23 protein-coding genes are annotated in these 25,090 nt (G+C 74.4%); 10 read left to right on the top strand and 13 right to left on the bottom strand.

Features of this window, described 5'->3' with window-relative positions:
• Window positions 1-190: 190 nt before the first annotated feature.
• From IF43_RS0124700 to IF43_RS0124670, 8 genes are all read right to left on the bottom strand, one after another.
• Window positions 191-586, bottom strand: coding sequence for a rhodanese-like domain-containing protein (locus IF43_RS0124700; protein WP_030204564.1), 396 nt, complete (start codon window positions 584-586; stop codon window positions 191-193).
• Entirely contained in the window at window positions 583-1,158 is a 576-nt protein-coding gene (locus tag IF43_RS0124695; RefSeq protein ID WP_030204562.1) for a cysteine dioxygenase, read from the bottom strand. The genes IF43_RS0124700 and IF43_RS0124695 overlap by 4 nt, the downstream gene beginning before the upstream one ends.
• 67 nt (window positions 1,159-1,225) lie before the next feature.
• Window positions 1,226-1,315, bottom strand: coding sequence for a putative leader peptide (locus IF43_RS43745; protein WP_324605124.1), 90 nt, complete (start codon window positions 1,313-1,315; stop codon window positions 1,226-1,228).
• Window positions 1,316-1,418: 103 nt separating this feature from the next.
• The gene (locus tag IF43_RS0124690; RefSeq protein WP_030204550.1) at window positions 1,419-3,035 is read right to left on the bottom strand and encodes an FAD-dependent monooxygenase; all 1,617 of its coding nucleotides are present in this window, start codon (window positions 3,033-3,035) and stop codon (window positions 1,419-1,421) included.
• 189 nt (window positions 3,036-3,224) lie between these two features.
• Window positions 3,225-4,115 carry an amino acid ABC transporter permease gene (locus IF43_RS0124685; RefSeq protein ID WP_030204549.1) on the bottom strand — a complete coding sequence of 297 codons (891 nt, stop codon included), beginning with the start codon at window positions 4,113-4,115 and terminating at the stop codon, window positions 3,225-3,227.
• Window positions 4,112-4,786 carry an amino acid ABC transporter permease gene (locus IF43_RS0124680; protein WP_030204548.1) on the bottom strand — a complete coding sequence of 225 codons (675 nt, stop codon included), beginning with the start codon at window positions 4,784-4,786 and terminating at the stop codon, window positions 4,112-4,114. Before IF43_RS0124680 ends, IF43_RS0124685 begins: the two co-directional genes overlap by 4 nt.
• An 81-nt stretch (window positions 4,787-4,867) precedes the next feature.
• A complete protein-coding gene (locus IF43_RS0124675; RefSeq protein ID WP_030204547.1) occupies window positions 4,868-5,701 on the bottom strand; it encodes a glutamate ABC transporter substrate-binding protein in 834 nt (277 codons plus the stop codon).
• A gap of 161 nt (window positions 5,702-5,862) precedes the next feature.
• Window positions 5,863-6,648, bottom strand: coding sequence for an amino acid ABC transporter ATP-binding protein (locus IF43_RS0124670; RefSeq protein WP_030204544.1), 786 nt, complete (start codon window positions 6,646-6,648; stop codon window positions 5,863-5,865).
• 528 nt (window positions 6,649-7,176) lie between these two features.
• Between IF43_RS0124670 and IF43_RS0124665 the strand changes: the two genes are divergently transcribed.
• A complete protein-coding gene (locus IF43_RS0124665; protein ID WP_030204541.1) occupies window positions 7,177-7,893 on the top strand; it encodes a response regulator transcription factor in 717 nt (238 codons plus the stop codon).
• Window positions 7,894-7,909: 16 nt separating this feature from the next.
• On the top strand, window positions 7,910-9,319 hold the full coding sequence (locus tag IF43_RS0124660; protein ID WP_030204539.1) for a HAMP domain-containing sensor histidine kinase: 1,410 nt from the start codon (window positions 7,910-7,912) through the stop codon (window positions 9,317-9,319).
• Between the two features lie 38 nt (window positions 9,320-9,357).
• Here IF43_RS0124660 and IF43_RS0124655 read toward each other — a convergent pair whose 3' ends face one another.
• Window positions 9,358-11,580, bottom strand: a complete 2,223-nt coding sequence (locus IF43_RS0124655; protein WP_051796022.1) for an endo-beta-N-acetylglucosaminidase — start codon at window positions 11,578-11,580, stop codon at window positions 9,358-9,360.
• Between the two features lie 40 nt (window positions 11,581-11,620).
• The gene (locus IF43_RS0124650; RefSeq protein WP_030204533.1) at window positions 11,621-12,886 is read right to left on the bottom strand and encodes a hypothetical protein; all 1,266 of its coding nucleotides are present in this window, start codon (window positions 12,884-12,886) and stop codon (window positions 11,621-11,623) included.
• A gap of 259 nt (window positions 12,887-13,145) precedes the next feature.
• Here IF43_RS0124650 and IF43_RS0124645 point away from each other — a divergent pair, with 259 nt between their 5' ends.
• Window positions 13,146-14,144, top strand: a complete 999-nt coding sequence (locus tag IF43_RS0124645; RefSeq protein WP_051796019.1) for an ROK family protein — start codon at window positions 13,146-13,148, stop codon at window positions 14,142-14,144.
• Between the two features lie 118 nt (window positions 14,145-14,262).
• On the opposite strand, the gene IF43_RS0124640 is transcribed toward IF43_RS0124645, so the two are convergent.
• On the bottom strand, window positions 14,263-15,255 hold the full coding sequence (locus IF43_RS0124640; protein WP_030204529.1) for a TAXI family TRAP transporter solute-binding subunit: 993 nt from the start codon (window positions 15,253-15,255) through the stop codon (window positions 14,263-14,265).
• Between IF43_RS0124640 and miaB the strand changes: the two genes are divergently transcribed.
• Both miaB and IF43_RS0124630 read left to right on the top strand, forming a co-directional pair.
• On the top strand, window positions 15,254-16,813 hold the full coding sequence (miaB, locus tag IF43_RS0124635) for a tRNA (N6-isopentenyl adenosine(37)-C2)-methylthiotransferase MiaB (protein ID WP_267884801.1): 1,560 nt from the start codon (window positions 15,254-15,256) through the stop codon (window positions 16,811-16,813). The genes IF43_RS0124640 and miaB overlap by 2 nt on opposite strands.
• A 167-nt stretch (window positions 16,814-16,980) precedes the next feature.
• Complete coding sequence (locus IF43_RS0124630) at window positions 16,981-17,688, top strand: class III extradiol dioxygenase subunit B-like domain-containing protein (protein ID WP_030204522.1); 708 nt, start codon at window positions 16,981-16,983, stop codon at window positions 17,686-17,688.
• A 96-nt stretch (window positions 17,689-17,784) separates the two neighbouring features.
• On the opposite strand, the gene IF43_RS0124625 is transcribed toward IF43_RS0124630, so the two are convergent.
• Together IF43_RS0124625 and IF43_RS0124620 are read right to left on the bottom strand one after the other, a co-directional pair.
• The gene (locus IF43_RS0124625; protein ID WP_030204521.1) at window positions 17,785-18,144 is read right to left on the bottom strand and encodes an antitoxin; all 360 of its coding nucleotides are present in this window, start codon (window positions 18,142-18,144) and stop codon (window positions 17,785-17,787) included.
• A gap of 23 nt (window positions 18,145-18,167) precedes the next feature.
• Window positions 18,168-18,437 (bottom strand): hypothetical protein, encoded by a 270-nt coding sequence (locus IF43_RS0124620; RefSeq protein WP_051796016.1) that lies wholly within the window; start codon window positions 18,435-18,437, stop codon window positions 18,168-18,170.
• A gap of 165 nt (window positions 18,438-18,602) precedes the next feature.
• On the opposite strand from IF43_RS0124620, the gene miaA reads away from it, so the two are divergent.
• The 5 genes from miaA (at window position 18,603) to IF43_RS0124595 (ending at window position 25,005) form a co-directional block, all read left to right on the top strand.
• Entirely contained in the window at window positions 18,603-19,541 is a 939-nt protein-coding gene (gene miaA, locus IF43_RS0124615; protein WP_030204518.1) for a tRNA (adenosine(37)-N6)-dimethylallyltransferase MiaA, read from the top strand.
• A 132-nt stretch (window positions 19,542-19,673) separates the two neighbouring features.
• Complete coding sequence (locus IF43_RS0124610) at window positions 19,674-20,150, top strand: hypothetical protein (RefSeq protein WP_030204515.1); 477 nt, start codon at window positions 19,674-19,676, stop codon at window positions 20,148-20,150.
• A gap of 96 nt (window positions 20,151-20,246) precedes the next feature.
• Entirely contained in the window at window positions 20,247-21,122 is an 876-nt protein-coding gene (gene dapF, locus IF43_RS0124605; protein WP_030204512.1) for a diaminopimelate epimerase, read from the top strand.
• Between the two features lie 139 nt (window positions 21,123-21,261).
• The gene (locus tag IF43_RS0124600; protein ID WP_030204509.1) at window positions 21,262-23,352 is read left to right on the top strand and encodes a bifunctional (p)ppGpp synthetase/guanosine-3',5'-bis(diphosphate) 3'-pyrophosphohydrolase; all 2,091 of its coding nucleotides are present in this window, start codon (window positions 21,262-21,264) and stop codon (window positions 23,350-23,352) included.
• 183 nt (window positions 23,353-23,535) lie between these two features.
• Window positions 23,536-25,005, top strand: a complete 1,470-nt coding sequence (locus tag IF43_RS0124595; RefSeq protein ID WP_030204508.1) for a M1 family metallopeptidase — start codon at window positions 23,536-23,538, stop codon at window positions 25,003-25,005.
• Window positions 25,006-25,090: the final 85 nt, after the last annotated feature.

Here is a 25,090-nt window from a genome sequence, read left to right as displayed (position 1 = left end):
CCCTGGCCTTCGGCCACCCCTGGCCCGGGCCTGCCTCCGGTCCAGCCTGCCACCCCTGTCAAGCGCCTCCCCCACACACCACGGGACCCACCAGGCACCCCCAAGGAGTGGGGACCGGGGTCGGGCGGGCGTGGATCGTTGGGCTCCGGGGCGTTGAGCAAGGTGCCCACGCGCCCGGGGATCCGAGGTGTCAGGGCGGGGTCACCGGGAGGCCCGCGGCGCGCCAGGCCTGGAAGCCGCCGACCAGGTCGGTGGCGCGGGGGAGGCCGATGCGCTGCAGTTCGGCAGCCGCGAGGCTGGAGGCGTAGCCCTCGTTGCAGATCACGACCACCGTCAGGTCGTGGCCCGTGGCCTCGGGCAGTCGGTGGCTGCCCAGCGGGTCCAGCCGCCACTCGAGTTCGTTGCGCTCGACCACCAGCGCCCCTGGGATCAGCCCGTCGCGCTCGCGCAGCGCCTGGTAGCGGATGTCGACCAGCAGCGCGCCGGTGGCGGCGGCCGCCCGGGCTTCGTGCGGGTCCAGCCGGTCGAGGCCCGCGCGGACCCGGTCGAGGTACGCGTCGATGCCCGGCGGGCGGTCGCCGCTCACTGCCAGTCCGCCGGGCGCTCGACCTGCTCAAGCCGCAGCCGGTGCCCGCTCCGCGAGTAGCGGCGGATCAGTGGCAGGGGCGGGTAGTACGCGTGCACGGAGACGGCGTGCTCGGTGGTGGAGTCGTTGGACACCTCGTGCAGGTGGTCCCGGCCGAAGGCCCGGCCGCTGCCCTCGGGCAGCGAGCGGCTGCGGTCCACGCCTTCGGCCAGCTCCAGGCTGGTCCACCCGCCGGAGGGGAGTCGGACGGCCAGGGAGCGCTCGGTGAGCCGGCCGGTGGCGGTGGCGAAGGCCCCTCGGGACTCGGCGTGGTCGTGCCAGCCGGTGCCGGTGCCGGGCGGCCAGCCGATCAGCCAGGCCTCGCTGCCGCCCGGCCCGTCGAGGCGCACCCACGTGCGGCCCTCCGGGTCGAGGGGGAGGGTGGCGACCACCTCGGGGTCGGCGGCGGTGGTCAGCGCGAAGTCGAGGAGTTCGGCGGCCGTGGGGCCGGCGGGGGTTCGGTGGTCGGTTGCGGTTCGGGTGCCGGCGGGCGAGGGCGCGCCGGTGGAAGGCGTGCGGAGGGAGGGAGACATGACCGTCCTGGGGTTCGTTCGCGTGCGGGCGCGCCGGTGCCGAGGGCGCGCGGGAGCGGGATCCGAATCAGCGGGACGGACGACACACGCAGCCCGCGTAGCGCAGCAGGTCCATGTGGACCCGCCGCCACAGGCGGACGTGAGCGGTGTCGGTCATACCGGGAGTACAGCACGGCCGCACGAAACCGGTCAATCGATCAACGCCCGGACGAGCCGGGCGTTCACACGACCGTCATGAGCCGCCCGTCACGGGCCGGCCCTCACTCCGCCGCGCCGGCCTCCGAGGCCACCGCGGCCCGGACCCCTTCGGGCGCGCCGCCGCGGACCGCGTCGGCGGCCTCGTACAGCTCGGCGGGCCGGACTCCGGCGAACGCGGCGGCCAGATGGCCGTCCGGGCGCACCAGCAGGACCGTGTGCGCGGCGGCCCCCGGGTACGCGTCGGCCACCAGCAGCTCCGCGCGCGCCGGCAGGGCGCTCACGGCGGCCGCCAGCCGGGGCATCAGCCCGGCCTGCAGCCAGTGGCGGCGGTCCCACACCCCGGTGCCGGGGGCCACCAGCACCACCAGCAGGCGGCCCGCCCCCAGCCGGTCCCGCAGCGGCACGGTGGTGCCGTCCGGTGCGGTCACCGGTACGTCCGCGGCCAGGGCGCCCGGCTCGGTAGCGGTCGGCGCCGCGCCCTCCGACGGGGCCGGGGCGAGGACGGAGCGGCCGTACGCGGGGGCCGCGCCCAGGGGACCGCGACCCAGGTGGGCGTCGGTGAGCAGGGCGGCGTGTGCCTTCCGCGATCCCGGCACGAGCACGCGCAGGCCGCCCGAGGAGCGCAGCGCCGGCATGGCCTGGTCGGCGGCGCGCAGCCGGGCCGCGACGTCGGTGCGGCGTTCGCCCTGATAGCTGTCGAGCAGGGTGCGCGAGGCCCCCTGGTGCCAGGCCTGGGCGAGCTTCCAGGCCAGGTTCTCCGCGTCCCGCAGCCCCTCCTCGACGCCCTGTGTGCCCAGGGCCCCCAGCAGGTGCGCCGCGTCCCCGGCGAGGAAGGCCCGGTCCACGCGCCAGCGGCGGGCGAGGCGGTGGTGGAGGGTGTGCACGCCGGTGTCGATGAGCTCGTACGCCGGCGTGGACCCGCCGCACCACCGCGCGAGGGTGTCGCGTACGCGGGAGACCAGCACGTCCGGGGTCACCAGGTCGCCGCGCGGGGGCAGCAGCCAGTCGAGGCGCCACACCCCGTCGGGCAGCGGGCGGGCGGTGACCTCCTCGGGCGGGTCACGGTGCAGCAGCGCCTCGTCGGGCCAGGGGAGTTCGGTGCGCAGCGCGGCCACGGCGTACCGCTCCACGGCGGTGCGGCCGGGGAACCGGATCCCGAGGAGCTTGCGGACGGTGGAGCGGGCGCCGTCGCAGCCCACCAGGTAGCTGCCGCGCCACCAGGTGGTCTCGGCGCCGCGGGTGTGGGCGGTCACGCCGTGGTCGTCCTGCTCCAGGGCGTCGAGCCGGCTCTCGGGCACCAGGTGGACGAGCGGGTGGGCGTGGGCCGCGTCGCGCAGGCCGCGGGCCAGGGCGTGCTGGGGGACGTGCAGCGGGGCGGGTCCGCCCTCGGCCCCGGCCGCCGTGGAGCCCCACGGGTCGAAGGCGATGCGCACCGGCTCCTGGCGGCGGCGCGCGGTGCGCCAGGCCGTCCAGCGGGAGCCCTCGTCGCGCAGGGTGGCGCAGCCGAGCCGGGCGGCCATCGCGGCGGTGTCGGCGTGCAGGACGACGGTACGGGCCGGCCGCGGCTCGTCCTTGCCGGGCCCGTCGTCGAGGACGACGGTGGGCACGGCCTGGCCCGCCAGGGCCAGCGCGAGGGCCAGCCCGACCGGCCCCGCGCCGACGACGATCACCGGGTCCATGATGCGGCCCCGATGGTCCGAAATGTGATCACAGAACGTATGCAACCCACTGCGCGTGCTTGCGTCAAGTGACCCCCGGACGCGGGACGCCGCACGGTGCGGCGGAGGAGGGGTTCCACCACACCGTGCGGCGCGTAGGGGGGTGCTGATCGGACGTCAGGACGACGCTCCGTCAGACGCGGGTGCGGCTCAGGCCTTCTCCGCCGGGTTGGGGCCCGCCCCCAGGTCTTCGACGTCCTCGGCGTGCACCACGGCGCCCGTGCCGCGCTTCGAGCGGCGCAGCCGCTGCTCCAGCCAGGAGGCGAAGGAGGTCAGCAGGAAGTTCACCACGATGTAGATCAGGGCGATGACGACCAGCGTCGCGATCGTGTTCGCGTAGTTGGCCGACACCGTGCGGAACGCGGCCATCAGGTCCTCGACGCCCAGGAGGGCGCCGCCCAGCGCGGTGTCCTTGAGGATCACCACGAGCTGGCTGACCAGGGCCGGCAGCATGGCGGTGACGGCCTGCGGCAGCAGGACGTACGACATGATCTGGCCCTTGCGCATGCCGAGCGCCTTGGCCGCGTCCGTCTGCCCGTACGGCAGGGAGTGCACGCCGGCCCGCACGATCTCGGCGATGACCGAGGAGTTGTACAGCACGAGGCCGGTCACCACGGCGTACAGCGGCCGGATGTCGGAGTCGACGTCGGCGTAGGACGCGTACAGCTGGTTGGCGAACAGCATCAGCATCAGGACCGGGATGGCCCGGAAGAACTCGACCACGGCGCCGACCGGAACCCGCACCCAGGCGTGGTCGGACATGCGGCCGATGCCGAGCAGGGCGCCCAGCGGGAGCGCGATGACGATCGAGAGGGCCGCCGCCTTGAGGGTCTCGCCGAGGCCGGGCAGGAGGTACGTGGTCCAGACGTTGCTGTCCGTGACGAACGGCGACCACTTGTCGGCGGCCAGCTGGCCCTTGTCGGCCATGACGGTCAGGGCCCAGGCCAGAACGCCGCAGAAGACGGCCGCGAAGCCGATCGTGTAGTAGACGTTGCGCCGCTTGGCCTTGGGGCCGGGGGTGTCGTACAGGACGGAGCTCATCGCTTCACCGCCATTCGCTTGGCCACCCAGCCCAGCAGCAGGCCCGTCGGCAGGGTGAGCACGATGAACCCGAAGGCGAACACCGCGAAGACGGCGAGGATCGCGTCGGACTCGTTCTCGAGCATGGTCTTCATCAGGGTCGCGGCCTCGGCCACGCCGATCGCGGACGCCACCGTGGTGTTCTTGGTGAGCGCGATCAGGACGTTGGCGAGCGGCGCGATCACGGCGCGGAACGCCTGCGGCAGCACGATCAGCCGGATGACCTGCGTGAAGCTCAGGCCCAGCGCGCGAGCGGCCTCGGCCTGGCCCGGCGGCACGGTGTTGATGCCGGAGCGCAGCGCCTCGCACACGAACGTGCCGGTGTACGCGATGAAGCCCAGGACCGCGAGGCGGAAGCCCTTCTGCTCGAAGGTGTCACCGCCCAGGGTGACGCCGAGCGTCGAGCCGAGGGCCAGCGAGCAGCCCACGATGATCAGCGTCAGCGGGGTGTTGCGCACCAGGTTGACGTACGCGGTGCCGAAGGACCGCATCAACGGGACGGGGCTGACCCGCATGGCGGCCAGCAGCGTGCCCCAGATCAGGGAGCCGGCAGCCGACCAGAGGGTGAGCTGCACGGTCACCCAGAAGGCGCCGAGCACGTTGTACTGCGGATTGTCTAGAAAATCGAACACGTCGTAGCCCTGCGCTCTCCCCAGGATGGCGGGCGGGGCGCGCCGCCGGTGACAGGCCGGCGGCGAGCCCCACCGCGTAACTCAGCTGCCCTCGGTGACCTGCGGGGCCGGCTCGTTCTTGTAGTTCGCCGGGCCGAAGTTCGCCTTCACGAACTTGTCCCAGGAACCGTCCTTGACCATGTCCTGGAGCGCGGCGTTGATCTTGGTCTGGAGCTCCTTGTCGCCCTTCTTCAGACCGATGCCGTAGTGCTCGTCGCTCAGCTTCAGGCCGACCAGCTTGAACTTGCCCTTGAACTGCGGCTGGGCGGCGTAGCCGGCCAGAATCGAGTCGTCCGTGGTCAGGGCGTCGACGGACTTGTTCTCCAGGCCGGTGACGCACTCGGAGTAGCCGCCGACCTGCTGGAGGTCGGCCTTCGGGGCCAGCTTCTCCTTGACGTTCTGCGCGGAGGTCGAGCCGGTGACCGAGCAGAGCTTCTTGTTGTTGAGGTCCTCGGCCTTGGTGATCGAGTTGTCGTCGGCGCGGACCAGCAGGTCCTGGTGGGCCAGCAGGTACGGGCCGGCGAAGTCGACCTTGGCCTTGCGCTTGTCGTTGATCGAGTAGCTCGCGACGATGAACTTGACGTCGCCGTTCTGGATCATCGTCTCGCGCTGGGCGCTCGGCGCCTGCTTGAACTCGACCTCGTCGTAACCGAGCTTCTTCGCGACGTAGTTGGCGACGTCCACGTCGAAGCCGGTGAACTTGCCGTCCGGGGTCTTCAGGCCGATGCCCGGCTGGTCGAACTTGATGCCGACGACGACCTTCTTGTCGCCGCCGCTGCTGCCGCTGTCCTTGTCGCTGTCGCCGCCGCACGCGGTGGCGGTCAGGGCGAGTGCGACGACGGTCGCGGCGGCCGCGCCGGCCTTGAGAACCTTCATGGTGAACTTCCCTCGGATGAGACGTTGTTGGCGTTGCGCTTGCACGCTAACGGCTGAGCGCCTGAAGCTCCCGCGGATCACCGCAGGACCGCCGCGTCGATGTCGGCGTTCGTGACGCGTCGCGTCGCGTCGGCGTCGGCGGTGGTGGCGGGCGGGTCGCGTCAGTGGTGGAGGATCTTCGAAAGGAAGTCCTTGGCGCGGTCGCTGCGCGGGTTGCTGAAGAACTGGTCGGGCGTCGCCTCCTCGACGATCCGCCCGTCGGCCATGAAGACCACCCGGTTGGCCGCGGAGCGGGCGAAGCCCATCTCGTGCGTGACGACGACCATCGTCATGCCCTCCGCGGCGAGCTGCTGCATGACCTCCAGCACCTCGTTGATCATCTCCGGGTCGAGCGCGGACGTCGGCTCGTCGAACAGCATGACCTTGGGGTCCATCGCGAGCGCGCGGGCGATCGCCACGCGCTGCTGCTGACCGCCGGACAGCTGCGCCGGGTACTTGTCCGCCTGCGTCCCGACACCCACCCGGTCCAGCAGGGTGCGGGCCTTGCGCTCGGCCGTCGCCTTGTCCGTCTTGCGGACCTTGATCTGGCCGATCATCACGTTCTCGAGCACGGTCTTGTGCGCGAAGAGGTTGAACGACTGGAAGACCATGCCCACGTCGGAGCGCAGCCTTGCGAGCTCGCGGCCCTCCGACGGCAGCTCCTTCCCGTCGATCGTGATCTTCCCGGAGTCGATCGACTCCAGTCGGTTGATCGTCCGGCACAGCGTCGACTTGCCCGAACCGGACGGGCCGATCACGACCACGACCTCGCCCGCCGCGATGCTCAGGTCGATGTCCTGGAGCACGTGCAGCGCGCCGAAGTGCTTGTTGACGCCGCTCAGTACGACCAGGCCGTCGGCGGCGGCAGCCGCGTCCTCCGTGCCCTTGGTCACCGATACTCCGCTCATCGGGCTCCTGCTCCGTCCTTCTCGGTTGCATGGACATTAATGAGCCGGTGAGCACAGCGTCATCACATCTGAGCGGAAATTGAGGATAACGATACGGCTTCACCCGGATACCCTCGGTGAGCTGTGCGGCGGCGTCCGTACCGGGTGCATAACGGAAGGCCCGTCGGGCCCGGAGGCCCTTGACGTGGGGGGATCGATCGGCGTGGATGCTTGGTGGTCATGTGCGCGCCCCTGCCCGTTTACTCAGGTACGCACACACGTCACCCGGGTAGGCACGCACGGCGACGGTCCGAGCGCCGGCGACAGCGTGTGGCCCGACCGCCGCGCGGGACGCGTCCGGTACGTTCCACGAGTTCACGACCGACCATCGTGACGAGCGTGCGGACGGACTGACTGACCGGCAGACCGACCGAATGACCGACCGACCGGCCGGCCGAGCGGCCGACCGACTGACCGAGGCCGGCCGACGTGCCGACCGAGAACGGGCCGAAAGGCCGAGAGACGACACCGGATCCGGAAGGGGGACCCTTGAGACTGCTGCTCGTGGAGGACGACGACCACGTCGCCGCCGCCCTGTCCGCGATCCTGGCGCGCCACGGCTTCCAGGTGACCCACGCCCGCAACGGCGAGGAAGCCCTGCAGGCCCTGCTGCCCGCCGGGGCCGCGCCCTTCGGCGTGGTCCTGCTCGACCTCGGTCTGCCCGACCAGGACGGCTACGAGGTCTGCGGCAAGATCCGCAAGCGCACCGACGTACCCGTGATCATGGTGACCGCGCGCTCCGACGTGCGTTCCCGCATCCACGGCCTCAACCTCGGCGCCGACGACTACGTCGTCAAGCCCTACGACACCGGCGAGCTGCTGGCCCGCATCCACGCCGTCGCCCGGCGCCGCGCCGGCGCGTCCGCCGACGACACCGCGGGCACCGGCACCCCGGGCGACGCCGACACCGTCCGCCTCGGGCCCGTCGCCGTCGAGCTGGCCACCCGCCGCGTCACCGTCGACGGTGCCGAGGTGCCGCTGACCCGCAAGGAGTTCGACCTGCTCGCGCTGCTCGCGCAGCGTCCCGGCGTCGTCTTCCGCCGCGAGCAGATCATCAGTGAGGTCTGGCGCACCAGCTGGGAGGGCACCGGCCGCACCCTCGAGGTGCACGTGGCTTCCCTGCGCTCCAAGCTGCGCATGCCCGCGCTGATCGAGACCGTCCGGGGAGTCGGCTACCGGCTGGTCGTCCCGCCCGCCGCCGCCTAGCCGGCCCGGTCCACCCGTGCGTACCCGTCTCCTCCCCCTCCTCGTCGTCCTGATGGCGGGCATCCTGGTCGCCCTCGGGCTCCCGCTCGCCGTCAGCTTCGCCGCCGCCGAGCAGCAGCGGGTCGTCGTCGACCGCATCGACGACACCGTGCGCTTCGCCTCGCTCGCCCAGTTCGTCAGCGACGCCGCGGCCTCCGGCTCCGAGGGCGCCGACGAGCGCCGCGAGACGCTCCAGACCGAGCTCGCCCGCTACCACGAGCTGTACGGCATCCGGGTGGGCATCTTCCTGCGCGACGACAACGCGATGGCCCGCGCGCCCGGCTGGTGGAACCTCCCCGACACCGGCGAGGGCCGCCGCGCCTTCGAGGAGGCGCTGGCCGGCCGGCGCAGCCACGACCCGCCCCAGGTGTGGCCCTGGCAGCCCGACGGCCGGCTCGTCGTCGCCTCGCCCGTGGTCCTCGACGGCGACGTCGTCGCGGTCGTCGTCACCGACTCGCCCACCGGTGCGATGCGCGCCCGCATCCTGCGCGGCTGGCTCGTCATCGTGGGCGGGCTCGCCGCCGCCATGCTGGTCGCGTTCGGCGCCGCCCTGCGCCTGACCAGCTGGGTGCTGCGCCCCGTACGCATCCTCGACGCGGCCACCCACGACATCGCCACCGGTCGGCTGAACTCGCGCGTCGCCGCCTCCGGCGGGCCTCCGGAGCTCAAGCGGCTGGCCCACTCGTTCAACGAGATGGCCGACCACGTCGAGGAGGTCCTCGAACAGCAGCGCGCCTTCGTGGCCGATGCCTCGCACCAGCTGCGCAACCCGCTCGCCGCGCTGCTGCTGCGCATCGAGCTGCTGGCCCTGGAACTGCCCGAGGGCAACGCCGAGATCGCCTCCGTACGGGCCGAGGGCAAGCGGCTCACCCAGGTCCTCGACGACCTGCTGAACCTCGCCCTGGCCGAGCACACCAGCGCCGAGCTGACCCTGGTCGACGTCGGCGCTCTGGCGGCCGAGCGGGTGGCCGCCTGGCGGCCGCTGGCCGAGGAGAAGGGCGTACGGCTGAGCGAGGGCGGCCGGGCCGCGGTCACCGGTTGGGCCGACCCGATCGCCTTCTCCAGCGCGCTCGACGCCGTCATCGACAACGCGCTGAAGTTCACGCCCGAGGGGGAGCGGGTCACCGTGACCGCGGAGGCCCGCGACCGGTACGCCGCCGTGGTCGTCGCCGACCGCGGGCCCGGACTCACGGAGGACGAGCTGACCCGCGTCGGCGACCGCTTCTGGCGCAGCGGACGGCACCAGAACATCAAGGGGTCGGGACTGGGCCTCGCGATCTCCCGCTCGCTGCTCACGGCCGGCGGGGGCTTCCTCGCGTACGAGAACAACCCCCCGCACGGCCTGCGCGTCACCGTCGCCGTGCCGAGGACCGCCCCGGAGCTGTGAGGCGGCGGGCGCCGTCCTCGTGTGCCGGCGGAGCGGCATCACCAGGGGAAGGCCGCGCGGGCCGGTGCCGAGCACCGGTACAGCTCGTCGACCGCGCGCACTTCCAGGCGGGCGGCCCGCTCGCCGGGGTGCCGCTCCAGCGCCGGCACGTAGAACGCCGCGCCGCAGGTGCCGCCCAGGAAGCGCCGGCCGCCGTCCGGGAACCGCCGGTGCAGCTCGTAGTGGCGCACCGGGTAGGGGGAGGGGCGCCACGAGAGCCGGAGGGCGGCCGCGCCCGCTACGCCCGCCGCCGGTCCCGCCGGGCCGGTCCCGGGCGGGTACGCGCCGTCCGCCCCCGCGTCGGAGCGCGCCGCGGCGTCCACCGTGAGGCCGGTCGGGGCGGCCGGCCGGCCGGCGTCCCCGCGGTCGCGCACCGCCAGCGCGCCCAGGCGCCACCGGACGGTGCCGGCCGGGCCCGGTCCGGGCGCCGGAGCCGTCAGGCGGACGGCCAGGCCGTGCACGGTGTGCCCCGCGAGCGCGCCCAGCCGCACCGTGTCCGTGCGCCAGCCGGCACCGGTCCGCACCGCTCGGGTCGGGCTCCCCGCCGGGAGCCAGGTGTGGGGGACCGGCGCGCCGGGCCCGGCGGGCTCGGACAGGGCCACTCCGACCTCGACCCGGAGGACGGCCGACACCTTGTGCGTCAGGTCCAGGACCGTCCCGCGCCGCACCGGCAGCCGCACCGCGTGCAGCCCGACGGCCGTCGGCGCCGTCAGCCCGCCCTCGACCAGCAGACTGCTGCCGCCCCGCCAGGCGTCGTCGAAGTCCAGGCCCACCGCCGGCCGGGCGCCCGCCGTGACCACGACCCAGCGGCGGCCGGGCAGCCGGTCCTGCAGACCGAGGTGGTTCCAGGGCGCGCTGGAGCGCACCACGCCGTCCTCGTACCAGGCCAGCCCGTGCCCGGTGTTGAAGGACGTCGCGAACGGCACCTCGGTGACGGTGGAGCGGTCGGCCACGGCGGTGGCGGGCGCCCGCCACGGATCCTCCGGGTCCGGGCGGGCGGGGTCGAGCGAACGCCCGGTCCAGAAGCGGTCGTCGGCCGCGTGGAAGGTGCGGGGCGAACGGTCGGTGAGGTGGTTCCTGGTCCACTCGGGACGGTAGAGGCCGAGGGAGAGGACGTGATCCCCCGTGCGGGGGAGGAGGGCGTCCCAGTCAGGCCGGGCCTCCCAGCCGCGGGCCTCCACGTCCACCCCGGCCCACAACTCGTACCGGCTGCGCCCCAGCCGGTCGGCCAGCACACCGGACGCCGCGAGCTTCTCGCGGGTCCAGCCGAAGTCGACGTACATCGTGTCGGACACGGGACCGCGGCGGTCCTCGAAGAACTCCTGGTTGCGGTCGTTGAGGGCGCCCTGCCAGGCCACCCGTCCGGCGGCGTCCATCGCGTCGTACCAGGTCACGCGCAGTCCCCGCGCCTCGCCGAGGGTGCGCAGCGCCCGCAGGAACCCGCGCATGCGGGTGGCGAGCTCCACGTCCCCGCCGTCCGTCTCCGCGTTGACGAACCATCCGTCGAACCCGTGCGCCTCGGCCACGCGCGCCAGTTGCGCGGCGGCCGGGAAGCCGCCGTCCGCGTCCGTGCGGACCAGGTCCCGGGTCCAGCGGAGGTCGCCGCCGTACGCCACCGGAGGGAGGAAGACGGTCCCGAGGACGGGGACGCCGTTGCGGTGCGCCGCGTCCGTCACCGGCGCGTTGGGCGCCAGGACGAGGCCCTCGCCCGCCGAGCCGCCCCAGAAGACCAGCTCGTCGAGGTACGCCCAGTGGGTGGGGGCGTAGTAGTCGGCGGTGGGCGAGCCCTGGGAGGGGTTGCCGGCGGTGCCGGCGAACGAGACGAGCGCGCTGACGCGGGCCTGGCCGGCGCGGGCCCACGGGTGTGCGGGGACCGGGGTGAAGCGGTCGGCGAGGGGGACGGTCGACGCGTTGTACGGGAGGTCCGGATCGGACTCGGGGGACCAGGAACTGAGGGAGCGCCAGACCACGCCGGGAGCCGGGTCGCCCGGGGGGAGGGAGTGGGGGAACCAGTAGGAGGCGTACGGCTGCAGCGTGCCTGGGGCGGAGCCCGGGCCGGGGGAAGCCTCAGGTGCGGGTGCGGGTGCGGGTGCGGGTGCGGGTGCGGCGCGAGGCCGGGGGCCCGGAGCCAGCGCGGCGGTGGCGACCGTGAGGACGCGCCGGCGGCTCGGGTGCGTGGCGGGGGTCGGCGCGGGGGAGTGGCCGGGCGTGGGAGTGTCCATGCGGAAGCTCCTTCGGGCGACGCCGTTGCGGGTCGCCAGTTCAGCGCGCGTCGGCGACCGTGACCACCTCGCGTATGCCCCGCGTGGCCAGATGCGTACGGTCCCCCGCCAGCTCGGCCCGGACCACCGCGGGTCGCACCCCGCGCCCGGCCAGCGCCGCCCAGGCCTCGAAGAACACGCCGCCCGGCGCGCACGCCGACCGCGACGGCGGGCGGGCCGCGTCGTCCGCGTCCAGCACCAGGGCGGTGGTGCGGGGGGCCGGCCGGCCCGGCCGCTGCCGGGCGGTGCGGGCAAGCGCCCGGCCCGCGGGCTTCACCCGGCGGTCGTTGGTCAGCAGGCCGAGCGAGTACTCCAGTTCGGGGAAGTCGGCCAGGTCGCGCGAGACGTCGTGCGAACACCACCACGTGACGCCCCACAGGTCCTCGCAGTCGAGGGCGGCCGTGAGCGTCGCCTCCGTGAACGCGGCCGCGTGCTCCGGCGGGACCAACGGGGCGGGTGCGCCCACCTCCTGGAGCCACACGGGCCGGTGCGGGTCGTCCGCCCAGGCCTTGGACAGCTCGACGAGGTACGCCGCGTGGTGGCGGGTGGCGGTCCCGGACCGGCCGTGGCGCTGCGCGGTGCCGTTGAAGACCCAGGAGTGCACCGCGGTGGCGGCCCCGAGCCGGGCCGCGTGCGCGAGGGTGAAGGGGTGCCCGTCCCGGTACCAGGCGGCGTCGTACTCGGCGTGCACGTGGAACCGCCCCGGCGCGCCCGCCTCGCAGGCCGCCAGCATCCGCTCCAGCCAGGCCCCGGCCTCGGCGGGGGTGATGCGGTCGGGGTTGGGGTGGGGGTCGTCCGAGAACTGGTCGATCTCGTTGCCGACGGTCATGCCGAGGAAGTTCGGCCGGTCCGCGAGGGCCGCGGCGAGCGTGCGCAGGTACTCCTCCTGGCCCGAGAGGACCTCGGGGTCCGTGAAGAGGTTGCGGCGGTGCCAGGTCCGGGTCCAGGCGGGGAGGAAGTCGAAGCTGGAGAGGTGGCCCTGCAGGCCGTCGACGCCGACGTCGAGGCCGCGTGCGGCGGCCGCGTCGGCGAGTCGGACGAGGTCGTACACGGCCCGCGGGCGGATGAGGGTGCGGTTCGGCTGGAAGACGGGCCAGAGCGGGAACACGCGGACGTGGTCGAGGCCGAGCGCGGCGACCGAGTCGAGGTCGGCCGCCACCTCGTCCGGATCGAAGTCGAGCCAGTGGTGGAACCAGCCGCGGCTGGGCGTGTAGTTGACGCCGAACCGCGGGGTGCGGGGTGCGGGGGCGGCGGTCGGGGTGGACATCCTTCTCCCGGGCGCGAGGTGACGGGGTGGTGGTTCGCGGGGGCAGGGGGCGTGGGTGTCGTCGGCGGTCGGCGGTCGGCCGCCGTGTGCGGGTCGGCGACCACGTTCGCGGTCGTCCTGGCGGACGGTCAACAGGGCCCCGTACGCACGGTGGACGGGACCCGGGCGCCAAGCGCGGCGTCCGGGGTGTGTGGCGGGGGCGACCGGTGGGGAGGGCGTACCGCGCATACTGGGAACCGCCGTCCTACAGGAGACCACCGTGACCAGCCCCGCCCCTGCCGTTCCGCCGTCCCGCAACGTCGGCGGGGACGCCGGTGTCACCGCCGCCATCGACATCGGCGGGACCAAGATCGCCGGGGGGCTGGTGCGCTCCGACGGGAGCCTGGCGGCCGCCGCCCGGCGGGCCACGCCGCGCGGGGTCGACGGTGACGGGGTCATGGCGGCCGTCGAGGAGGTCGTGGCCGAGCTGGCCCGGGACGAGGCATGGGCCCGGGTACGGCGCTGCGGGATCGGGAGCGCGGGGCCGGTGGACGCCTCGCGGGGCACCGTCAGCCCGGTCAACATCGGGGCCTGGCGCGACTACCCCGTGCTCGCCCGCACCGGGGCGGCACTGGCCGCCCACGGGGCGCGGGTGCCCACCGTCCTGGTGGGCGACGGGCCCGCGATGACGGCCGCCGAGCACTGGCTGGGCGCGGCCCGCGGCCACGACAACGCGCTGTGCATGGTCGTGTCCACCGGCGTCGGCGGCGGGCTGGTGCTGAACGGCCGGCTGCACCCGGGGCCGACCGGCAACGCCGGACACATCGGGCACATCTCCGTCGACGTCGACGGGGAGCCCTGCGTGTGCGGGGCGCGCGGCTGCGTCGAGGCGATCGCCTCCGGCACGTCGATCGCCCGGTGGGCGCTGGCGCAGGGCTGGCAGCCGGACGCGGGCGCGACCGCCGGGGCCGACCGCAGCGCGGCCGGGGTCGCGGTGGCCGCCCGGGGCGGGGACCCGATCGCCCTCGCGGCCTTCGACCGGGCCGGGCGCGCGCTGGCGGCAGCCGTCGCCGCCACCGCGACGCTGGTCGAGGTCGACCTCGCGGTCATCGGGGGCGGGGTCGCGGCGGCGGGCGAGACGCTGTTCGGGCCGCTGCGGGCGCACCTGTCCTCGTACGCCACGCTCTCGTTCGTCCAGGGCCTGGAGGTCGTGCCGGCGGCCCTGGGGACCGACGCCGGGGTCATCGGCGCCGCCGCCGCGGCCCTGGAGCTGCTCTAGGAGGTCACCGGTCCCCCGCCGCGGCCGCGGCGGGGGACCACGGGGCCCCGGGGCGGGCCGGACCGTCGGGTCTTCACGCTCGGGGCTCCCCGTCAGGGCTTCGCCCGGTGTCCCGCGGTCAGGGCTTGACGGACCGGTAGTAGCGGGCCGCGCCCTCGTGCAGCTGCAGCGGGTCGGTGAAGATCGCCGTGCGCAGGTCGACCAGCTGCGCGGCGTGCACCTCGCCGCCGATCCGGTCGCGGTTGGCGATCACCGTGCGGGTCATGCCCTCGGTGATCGCCGCGCCGGTGCTGTCGGTCGTGACCAGCAGGTTCGGGACCGCCAGGGTGGCGACCGCCGAGGTGTTCCGCGCCAGCCGGTACGCGTCCTGCTGGATCACCGCCGCCCGGTAGTAGGCGGCCGTCGGGCCCGTGCGCTGGAGTTCCCGGACCAGGTCCCCCAGCGGCACCAGCCGGATCTGGTAGCGCTCCGACAGCTCCTTGACCGCCGTGGTGGGCAGGCCGCCCGACCAGAAGAACGCGTCGATGCGGTGCGCCTCCAGCTCGGTCGGCATGCGGTCGATGCCTATCGAGACCGGGGTGACGTCCTGCGCCGGGTCCAGTCGCGCGGCCGAGAGCAGCCGCTCCGAGAGCAGGCGCACGCCCGAGCCCGGCTGCCCGATCGCCACCCGCTTGCCGCGCAGGTCGGCCGCCGACTGCACCGGGGAGTCCGCGGGCACGACCAGCTGCACGTAGTCGTCGTAGAGGCGGGCGCAGCCGCGCAGGTGGTCCGCCCCGGGCTTGCGGTCCATCTCGTACTTGGCCACCGCGTCCGCCGTCGCGATGGTGAAATCCGCCTCACCCGAGGCCACCCGCGCCAGGTTCTGCTGCGACCCCTCGCTGTTGACCAGCGTCACGTCGACCTTCGGCAGGTCCCGCGCCATGGCCTGCCGCAGCAGCTCGCCGTAGCGCTGGTAGACGCCCGTGCGCACGCCCGTGCTGAACGTCAGCCGACCCGACGGCTCCTGCGCCCCCAGCGGCAGCAGCCACCACAGCAGCAGGCCGAGCGCGACCAGGGCGGCCGTGCCGGCCACGAGGACGCGCCGGCTGGGGTGGGGGAGTGCGGGGGGCATGGGCGCGATCCTGCCAGCCGCCGCGGCACATGTCACGGCCGGGCCCCTTTACCCTGGACAGGTGACGAAGACGTACGAGGTGCGCACCTACGGGTGCCAGATGAATGTGCACGACTCCGAGCGGCTCTCCGGCCTGCTGGAGGACGCCGGCTACGTCCGCGCGCCCGAGGGCACCGCGGAGGGCGACGCCGACGTCGTCGTCTTCAACACGTGCGCGGTCCGCGAGAACGCCGACAACAAGCTGTACGGCAACCTCGGCCGGCTCGCGCCCATGAAGGCCAAGCGCCCCGGCATGCAGATCGCCGTCGGCGGCTGCCTGGCCCAGAAGGACCGCGAGACCATCGTCACGCGCGCGCCCTGGGTCGACGTCGTGTTCGGCACGCACAACATCGGCAAGCTGCCGGTGCTGCTGGAGCGGGCCCGCATCCAGGAGGAGGCGCAGGTCGAGATCGCGGAGTCGCTGGAGGCCTTCCCCTCGACGCTGCCGACCCGCCGCGAGTCCGCGTACGCCGCCTGGGTGTCGATCTCCGTCGGCTGCAACAACACGTGCACCTTCTGCATCGTGCCCGCTCTGCGCGGCAAGGAGGAGGACCGCCGCCCCGGCGACATCCTCGCCGAGATCGAGGCACTGGTCGCCGAGGGCGTCTCCGAGATCACGCTGCTCGGCCAGAACGTCAACGCCTACGGCTCGGACCTGGGCGACCGCGAGGCGTTCAGCAAGCTGCTGCGGGCCTGCGGCGAGATCGAGGGGCTGGAGCGCGTGCGCTTCACCTCCCCCCACCCGCGCGACTTCACCGACGACGTGATCGCGGCCATGGCCGAGACCCCGAACGTGATGCCGCAGCTGCACATGCCCCTGCAGTCCGGCTCGGACCCCGTCCTGAAGGCGATGCGCCGCTCGTACCGGCAGGAGCGCTTCCTCGGGATCATCGAGAAGGTGCGCGCCGCCATCCCGCACGCCGCCATCTCCACCGACATCATCGTGGGCTTCCCCGGCGAGACCGAGGAGGACTTCGAGCAGACCATGCACGTGGTGCGCGAGGCCCGCTTCGCGAGCGCGTTCACCTTCCAGTACTCCAAGCGGCCCGGCACCCCGGCCGCGGACATGGAGGGCCAGATCCCCAAGGAGGTCGTCCAGGAGCGCTACATGCGCCTGGTCGCCCTCCAGGAGGAGATCTCCTGGGAGGAGAACAAGAAGCAGGTCGGCCGCACCCTGGAGGTCATGGTCGCCGAGGGCGAGGGCCGCAAGGACGGCGAGACCCACCGGCTCTCCGGCCGCGCCGCCGACAACCGCCTCGTGCACTTCACGAAGCCGGAGCAGGAGGTGCGTCCGGGCGACCTGGTGACCGTCGAGATCACCTACGCCGCCCCGCACCACCTCCTCGCCGAGGGCCCGACCACGCAGGTGCGGCGCACCCGCTCCGGCGACGCCTGGGCCAAGCGGCAGGCCGCTGCCGCGGAGGCCAAGCCCGCCGGCGTGATGCTCGGGCTGCCGGCGATCGGCGTCCCGGCGCCGCTGCCGGCCGCCACCTCGGGGTGCGGCTCGTCCACCTGCTGACGGCGCGTGGGCGCGGGCGGCGGGGTGGGGCCCGCCGACCGGCTGCCGCCGCGTACGTGACGGCTACCCCCCCCACACCACGGGACCCACCGGCGGGGTCGGGGCGGTGCGCGCCGTCGCGCGCATGCGGGCCCGCCCCTCACGGTGGCAGCGATAGGCTGCCGATCATGCTGGTAGCCGCCGCCGTATGCCCTTGTCCGCCGCTGCTCGTGCCGCAGGTCGCGGCCGGGGCCGCCGCCGAACTCGCCGACGCCCGCACCGCGTGCTCCGACGCGCTCGCGGTGCTCGCCGCCGCCCGCCCCGACCGGCTGGTCGTGGTCGGCCCGGCCGGTCCCGAGGGGGGCGGCCGTCATGCCCAGGGGGCCCGCGGGTCCTTCCGGGGGGTCGGCGTCGACCTCGACGTGCGCCTCGGACCGGGGCCGGAGGCGGCGGGGGAGCTGCCCGCCTCGCTCGCCGTGGCCGCCTGGCTGCTCGAGCACACCGACTGGTCCGGCGCGCCCGTGGAAGGACTCGCGGTCGCCTCCGGGCTCGACCCGCAGGACTGCCTGGCCACGGGCCGCGAGCTGGCCGGCAGCGCCGGGCGCGTCGCGCTGCTCGTGATGGGCGACGGCAGCGCCTGCCGCACCCTGAAGGCCCCCGGTTACCTCGACGAGCGCGCCGCAGGCTTCGACGCCGCCGCCGGGCGCGCACTGGGCGCGGCCGACACCGCGGCCCTGGCCGCGCTCGACCCCGGCCTCGCGCGAGAGCTGCTGGTGGCCGGCCGGGCGCCCTGGCAGGTGCTCGCGGGGGCCGCCGAGGGCGCGGGCCTGGAGGGGCGCCTGCTGTACGAGGACGCGCCGTACGGGGTCGGGTACTTCGTGGCCGCCTGGTCCTGACCGCGCCGGCCCGGCCCCGGGCACCGGAACGGGGCCCGGGCACGGGGCACGAGCACGGGGCGCGGAGGTTCCGCGCCCCGGTGCTCGAGAACCGGCTCAGGTGGCCGCGGGCGGGGTGCCGGGCGGGCCGGCGGTCGGGCCGGCCGCCGGGCCGCCGGGCGCGGTGGACGGGCCGCCGTCGTCCTTGTGGGCCATCTTGCCCACGGCGCCCTTGGCCTTGTCCGTGCCGGTCGCGATCCGGTCGTGGTACTTGCCCTTGGTCTTGGAGTCGACGGCCCTGGCCATCTTGTCCAGGCTGTCGCCGATCTTGCCCTCGTGCTTCTGCGCGAGGCCGACCGCCTTCTCCTTGTTCCTGTGGGCGAGGTCGGCGGCCTTGTCCTTGTTCTTGTGCGCGAGGTCGACGGCCTTGTCCTTGGCAGGCCCGAGCTTGGCCTTGAGATTGTCCATCAGGCCCATGGGTCACCTTCTCTAGGCGGGGATCACGTACGGGCGCCCTCGCCGGTCCCGCTGTCCGTCGCCGCGCCGGCCGACTGCTGCCGCGGGATGTCGGCGCGACCGGGGCTCTCGCCGCCGGTCGCGCCGGACACCTCCGCGGTCGCCCCGGCCTCGGCCGCCGCCTCCGTCGTCCCGGCTCCGGCCCGCTCGGCTTCCGCCCCGGCCGGCGCCTCCGCGGCCGCCTCGACGGCCCCCGCCCGGCTCTCCGGGACAGGGGCCGAAGCCTTCCGGCGAAACCAGCTGAAAACGCCCATGTCTACTCCAATAAACGTTACTCGTGGGGACGGGGTTCCGCCGTGTCGCAGGGGGCCGAACGGGCGGACCCGCGGTCCCGGAACCCCGCCAGGGCAACGAACCCCCACACGGCCCGTCACGTAACCCGTTCGGGGAGCACTCCCGGTGTTTGCGAGACTGGTGCGGTGAGAAGTGCAGCTCCCGCACCGCGGGTCATCGCCGTCGTCGGCCCCACCGCGGCCGGTAAGTCCGATCTGGGCGTCCACCTCGCCCGGCAGTTCGGCGGCGAGGTCGTCAACGCCGACTCCATGCAGCTCTACCGCGGGATGGACATCGGCACCGCGAAGCTGACCCTCGACGAGCGCGGCGGCGTCCCGCACCACCTCCTCGACATCTGGGACGTCACCGAGACCGCCAGCGTCGCCGAGTACCAGCGGCTCGCCCGCGCCGAGATCGACCGGCTGCTCGCCGAGGGCCGCACCCCCGTCCTCGTCGGCGGCTCGGGACTCTACGTACGCGGGGCCATCGACTCCCTGGAGTTCCCCGGCACCGACCCCGAGGTCCGGGCCCGCCTGGAGCAGGAACTGACGCTGCGCGGCCCCGGCGCCCTGCACGCCCGCCTCGCCCAGTCCGACCCGGCCGCCGCCCGGGCCATCCTGCCCAGCAACGGCCGCCGGATCGTCCGCGCCCTGGAGGTCATCGAGATCACCGGGCGTCCCTTCACCGCCAACCTCCCCGGGCCCGACTCCGTCTACGACACCGTGCAGATCGGCGTCGACGTCGCCCGCCCCGAGCTCGACGAGCGGATCGCCCGCCGCGTCGACGTCATGTGGGAGGCCGGACTCGTCGACGAGGTCAAGGCCCTGGAGGCCCAGGGCCTGCGCGAGGGCGTCACCGCCTCCCGCGCGCTCGGCTACCAGCAGGTGCTCGCTGCCCTCTCGGGCGAGTGCACCGAGGACGAGGCCCGCGCCGAGACCGTCCGGGCCACCAAGCGCTTCGCCCGCCGGCAGGACTCCTGGTTCCGCCGGGACCCCCGTGTCCACTGGCTCAGCGGGGCCTCGGCGGACCGCGCGGAACTCCCCGGACTTGCGCAGTCGTTGGTCGAACGAGCGATTACAGCCTGATCACGTGATGGCATCGGGACGCCCCGCGCGCGCATCGCGGGCTCCTGGCCGTGCCATCATCAAATTCCGCAGGTTGTGTAGACCGGCGGGTGACGTCAAGCGAGCGAAGTCCAGTGGGGAGGGCGCGTGGCGATGGAGGCCGGCCCTCGTGACGCCGGGCGGGACGGTACCGGGACCGATCCGGAGGCGGTGGTGCTTCCCGACGGCCTGGGCCTTCCGGCGGACCCCGACCGGCTGAGCCCGGACGGCCCCGACCAGGACACCCCCGTACCCGAGGTCGAGGTCGAGCTGCGCCCGCAGCGCAAGCTGCGCATCTGGCAGCTCGCGCCGATCGTGATGCTGGCCGCCGCCGGCTCCCTGATGTTCGCCTTCCCCCTCGCCTTCGAGTTCGGCGACGGCGGCGCGGTCGTCGCCATGCTCGGCCTGCTCATCAGCTGCTGTGCCGGCGGCTGGGGGATGATGGCCGCCCGCCGCGTGGGCTACACCTGGCCCGGGCTGCCCGCCCGCGGCTCCGGCGAGCGCCCGGACTGGCGGATCGTGGGCCTGTACGCCGTCGTGGTCGTCACCCTGGCCTTCCTCGCCGTCTGGCGCGTGGCCCGACTGCGCTAGCGACCGGCGCCGTCCGGCCCGGCCGTGCCCCGTGCCGGCCGTCCCACTCCCTGAGCTGCCGGTACCCCCGTCACCGGTGCTTTGTACGATGGCCCGGTGACCATCGCGCAGCTCAGCTTCCTCAAGGGCCACGGGACCGAGAACGACTTCGTGATCATCCCGGACCCGGACAACGCCGTCGACCTGCCACCGGCCGCCGTCGCCGCCCTGTGCGACCGCCGCGCCGGCATCGGCGCCGACGGAGTGCTGCACGTGGTCCGCTCCGCCGAGCACCCCGAGGCCCGCGCGATGGCCGACGTCGCCGAGTGGTTCATGGACTACCGCAACGCCGACGGCTCGATCGCCGAGATGTGCGGCAACGGGGTCCGCGTCTTCGCCCGCTACCTCCAGCACGCCGGCCTCGCCGGCGCCGGCGACCTGGCCGTCGCCACCCGCGGCGGCGTCAAGCGGGTCCGCCTCGCCGAGAACGGCGACGTCACCGTCTCCATGGGCCGCGCCGTGCTCCCCGAGGGGGAGGTCACCGTCTCCGTCGGCGACCGCAGCTGGCCCGCCCGCAACGTGAACATGGGCAACCCGCACGCCGTCGCCTTCGTCGACGACCTCGCCGACGCGGGGAACCTGTACGGCCCGCCGCCGTTCAGCCCCGCCGCCGCCTACCCGGACGGCGTCAACGTCGAGTTCGTGGTCGACCGCGGCCCCCGCCACGTGGCCATGCGCGTCCACGAGCGCGGCTCGGGCGAGACCCGCTCCTGCGGCACCGGCGCCTGCGCCGTGGCCGTCGCCACCGCCCGCCGCGACGGCGCCGACCCGGCCGTCACCGGCCAGGAGGCCACGTACACCGTCGACCTGCCCGGCGGCACGCTCGTGATCACCGAGCACCCCGACGGCCTCGTCGAGATGACCGGACCCGCCGTCATCGTCGCCGAAGGCGAGATCGATCCGGCCTGGCTGAGCGAAACGGCTTTCGGGTAGAGCTTCCCTCGAATGGGTGATCCGTTTCACGCTGAGCGAGAGGCGGACTGCGCCACGTGGTGGGGTCGGTAGCATCAGACACCGGCCCTTCGGGCTCACACCATGCCCGCCCCGCCGGTCGATGCCGCCGGAGGTGCCCATGAGTGCAGAGGCCACGAACCCCGACGCCGGCGCGGAGTTCCGCTCCGGCGCAGCTCAGAGCCGCCGCCGCGGCCGCACCCGGCTCGATCTGCGCCGGCTCGGACGGGCCGCGCTGCTCGGCACCGCCCCGCGCGACCGGCTGCCCGACGCCATCGGCCACGTGGCGGAGGCGCACCGGGCCCACCACCCCGACGCCGATCTCGCCGTACTGCGCCGGGCGTACGTCCTTGCCGAATCGTCCCACCGCGGCCAGACGCGCAAGAGCGGCGAGCCGTACATCACCCATCCGCTCGCCGTCACCCTGATCCTCGCCGAACTCGGCGCCGAGACCACGACCCTGACGGCCTCCCTGCTCCACGACACCGTCGAGGACACCGACGTGACGCTCGACCAGGTGCGCGCCGAGTTCGGCGACGAGGTCCGCTTCATCGTCGACGGCGTCACCAAGCTCGAGAAGGTGGACTACGGCGCCGCCGCCGAGCCCGAGACCTTCCGCAAGATGCTCGTCGCCACCGGCAACGACGTGCGCGTCATGTCCATCAAGCTCGCCGACCGGCTGCACAACATGCGCACCCTCGGTGTGATGCGCCCCGAGAAGCAGGCCCGCATCGCCAAGGTCACCCGCGACGTACTGATCCCGCTCGCCGAACGGCTGGGCGTCCAGGCCATCAAGACCGAGCTGGAGGACCTCGTCTTCGCGATCCTCCACCCCGAGGAGTACGAGCGCACCCGCGCCCTCATCGCCGCCCACGCCGCCGAGCACGACCCGCTGCCCGGCATCGCCGAGGCCTTCCGCGCCGTGCTGCGCGAGGCCGGCATCCCCGCCGAAGTCCACATCAGACCCCGGCACTTCGTCTCCGTCCACCGCATCACACTCAAACGCGGGGAGCTGCGCGGCTCCGACTTCGGCCGGCTGCTCGTCCTGGTGGGCGAGGACGCCGACTGCTACGGCGTGCTGGGCGAACTGCACACCTGCTTCACGCCGGTGGTCTCGGAGTTCAAGGACTTCGTCGCCGCCCCCAAGTTCAACCTCTACCAGTCCCTGCACACGGCGGTCGCCACCGACGGGCACGTCGCCGAAGTCCTCATCCGCACCCGCCAGATGCACAGCGTCGCCGAGGCCGGCGTCATCGCCCTCGGCAACCCCTACGCCCCCGCTGAGGCCGGCGAGGAGCGCACCGACCGCGCCGAGGAGCGCATCGACCCCACCCGCCCCGGCTGGCTGTCGCGGCTGCTGGACTGGCAGCAGGCCGCGCCCGACCCGGACACCTTCTGGAGCTCCCTGCGCGAGGAGCTCGCCCAGGACCGGGAGATCACCGTCTTCACCGCCGACGGCGGCCGGCTCGGCCTGCCCGCCGGCGCCAGCTGCGTCGACGCCGCCTACGCCCTGCACGGCACGGCCGCCCACGGCTGCATCGGCGCCCGGGTCAACGGACGCCTCGCGGCCCTGGGGACGCGGCTGGTCGACGGCGACACCGTCCAGCCGCTGCTCGGCGGGGACAGCGCCGCCGAGCCCGCCGCGAACTGGCTGGAGCACGCCCGCACCCCGGCGGCCCGCATCGCCATCAGGGAGTGGCTGAACGCCCACCCCGACCACGCCCGGCAGCAGACCGCCGTGCCCCGCGCCCCCGGTCCGATGGTCGGCGCCCGGGCCGACGGCGGGAACGCGGTGGCCGACCTTCCCGACGCCACCGTGCGGCTGGCCGGCTGCTGCACCCCCGTGCCGCCCGACACGGTCGCCGGGTTCGTCGTGCGCGGCGGGGCCGTGACCGTCCACCGGGTGCAGTGCCCGGCCGTGGACCGGATGCGGTCGCTGGGCCGCACCCCGGTCGCCGTGCACTGGCGGGCCACCGCCGACTGCCGCGTGACCCTGGTAGCCGAATCGTTCGGCCGCCCGCACCTGCTGGCCGACCTCACCGAGGCGATCTCCCGCGAGGGCGCCGACATCGTCTCCGCCACCGTCGAACCGCCCACCGAGCAGCGGGTCCGGCACACCTACACCGTCCAGCTGCCCGACGCCGCGGTGCTGCCCCGGCTCATGCGCGCGATGCGGGACGTACCGGGCGTCTACGACGTCGGCCGCGTCTGACCCGCCGCCCGCCCCTGACCCACCGGACCCCGGGCGGGAAGCCCGCCCCCGCCCCACCGGACCCCGGGCGGGAAGCCCGCCGCGGACGGCGCTCGCAGGCGCGTCCGAGCACCGCCCCTTTCGAGTGGCGGGCGTCGCGCGCCGCCCCCGCGCGGGCGGCGGCCGCTGGTATTGCCGTGGTGCATGCAGCTCACCCCCCGCCCCGCCGCCGACCGCGTCCTGCGCCGCCTGCGCGGCCCCGCCCTGGCCGCCGCCTCCCTCGGCCTCGTCGCCGCCGTCCTGCCGCCGCCGCCCGCCCTCGGCATCGGCGACCGGCTCTTCCCGGAGCTCGGCAACCCCGGCTACGACGTCCTCGCGTACGACCTGTCCTTCCGCTACACCAGCGCCACCCAGCCCCTCGACGCGACCACCGTGATCGAGGCCCGGGCCACCGAGGACCTGGAGCGGATCAACCTCGACTTCACCCGCGGCACCGTCTCCTCCGCCGAGGTCGACGGGCTGCCCGCCGCCTTCGAGAGCGCCGGCGAGGACCTCGTCCTCACGCCCGCCCGCCCCGTCCCCGCCCACGGCCTCGTCCGCATCACCGTCCACCACACCAGCGACCCCCGCGGCGCGAAGGACGGCGGCTGGGTGACCACCGAGGACGGGCTGGCCATGGCCAACCAGGCCGACGCCGCCCACCGGGTGTTCCCCTGCAACGACCACCCGTCCGACAAGGCGATGTTCACCTTCCGGATCAACACCCCCGAGGGCCTGACGGCCGTCGCGAACGGCATCCGCACCGGTACCGCCCGCCGGGCCGCCGCCGGCCGGACCACGTGGACGTACCGCAGCCTGCACCCGATGGCCACCGAGCTGGCGCAGGTCTCCATCGGCCGCTCCGCGGTCCTCACCCGCGAGGGTCCGCACGGGCTGCCCGTCCGCGACGTGGTCCCCGAGGCCGACCGGGCCGTCCTGGAGCCCTGGCTGGCGAAGACCCCCGCCCAGCTGGAGTGGATGGAGGAGCGCGTCGGCCGCTACCCCTTCGAGAACTACGGGCTGCTGATCGCCCGCGCCAAGACCGGCTTCGAGCTGGAGACGCAGACCCTGTCCCTCTTCGAGCGCGGACTGTTCACCACCCCCGGCTACCCGTCCTGGTACGTCGAGTCCGTCATGGTCCACGAGCTCGCCCACCAGTGGTTCGGGAACACCGTCACCCCCCGGACCTGGTCCGACCTGTGGCTCAACGAGGGGCACGCCACCTGGTACGAGGCCCTCTACGCGGACGGCCTCGGCAAGTACTCCCTGGAGCGGCGCATGCGCGAGGCGTACGAGCGCTCCGACCAGTGGCGGGCCGCCGGCGGGCCGCCGGCCCGGCCCAAGGAGGCCGCCCCCGGCCAGCCGCTGAGCCTGTTCCGGCCCGTGGTGTACGACGGCTCCGCGCTGGCCCTCTTCGCGCTCCGCGAGGAGATCGGCCGGGCCGCCTTCGAGCGGGTCGAGCGGCGCTGGGTCGCCGAGCACCGGGACGCCACCGCGGGCACGGCCGACTTCGTCGCGCTCGCCTCGGACGAGGCCGGACGCGACCTGACCGGGTTCTTCCAGGACTGGCTGTACGGCGCCAGGACTCCCGCGATGCCCGGCCGGCCCGACTGGAAGGCCGCGAAAAGCGTGTGACGCCCCAGGACGGGCATGTCAGTATCGACAGGTCGGCGCGGTCCCGGGAATCTTTCGCTCCGGTCACGCGTTGCAGCCGACGCAC

The organism is Streptomyces sp. NRRL S-87 (assembly GCF_000719335.1).
Lineage (GTDB): Bacteria > Actinomycetota > Actinomycetes > Streptomycetales > Streptomycetaceae > Streptomyces.
This window is presented reverse-complemented; position numbering and strand designations above follow the sequence as displayed.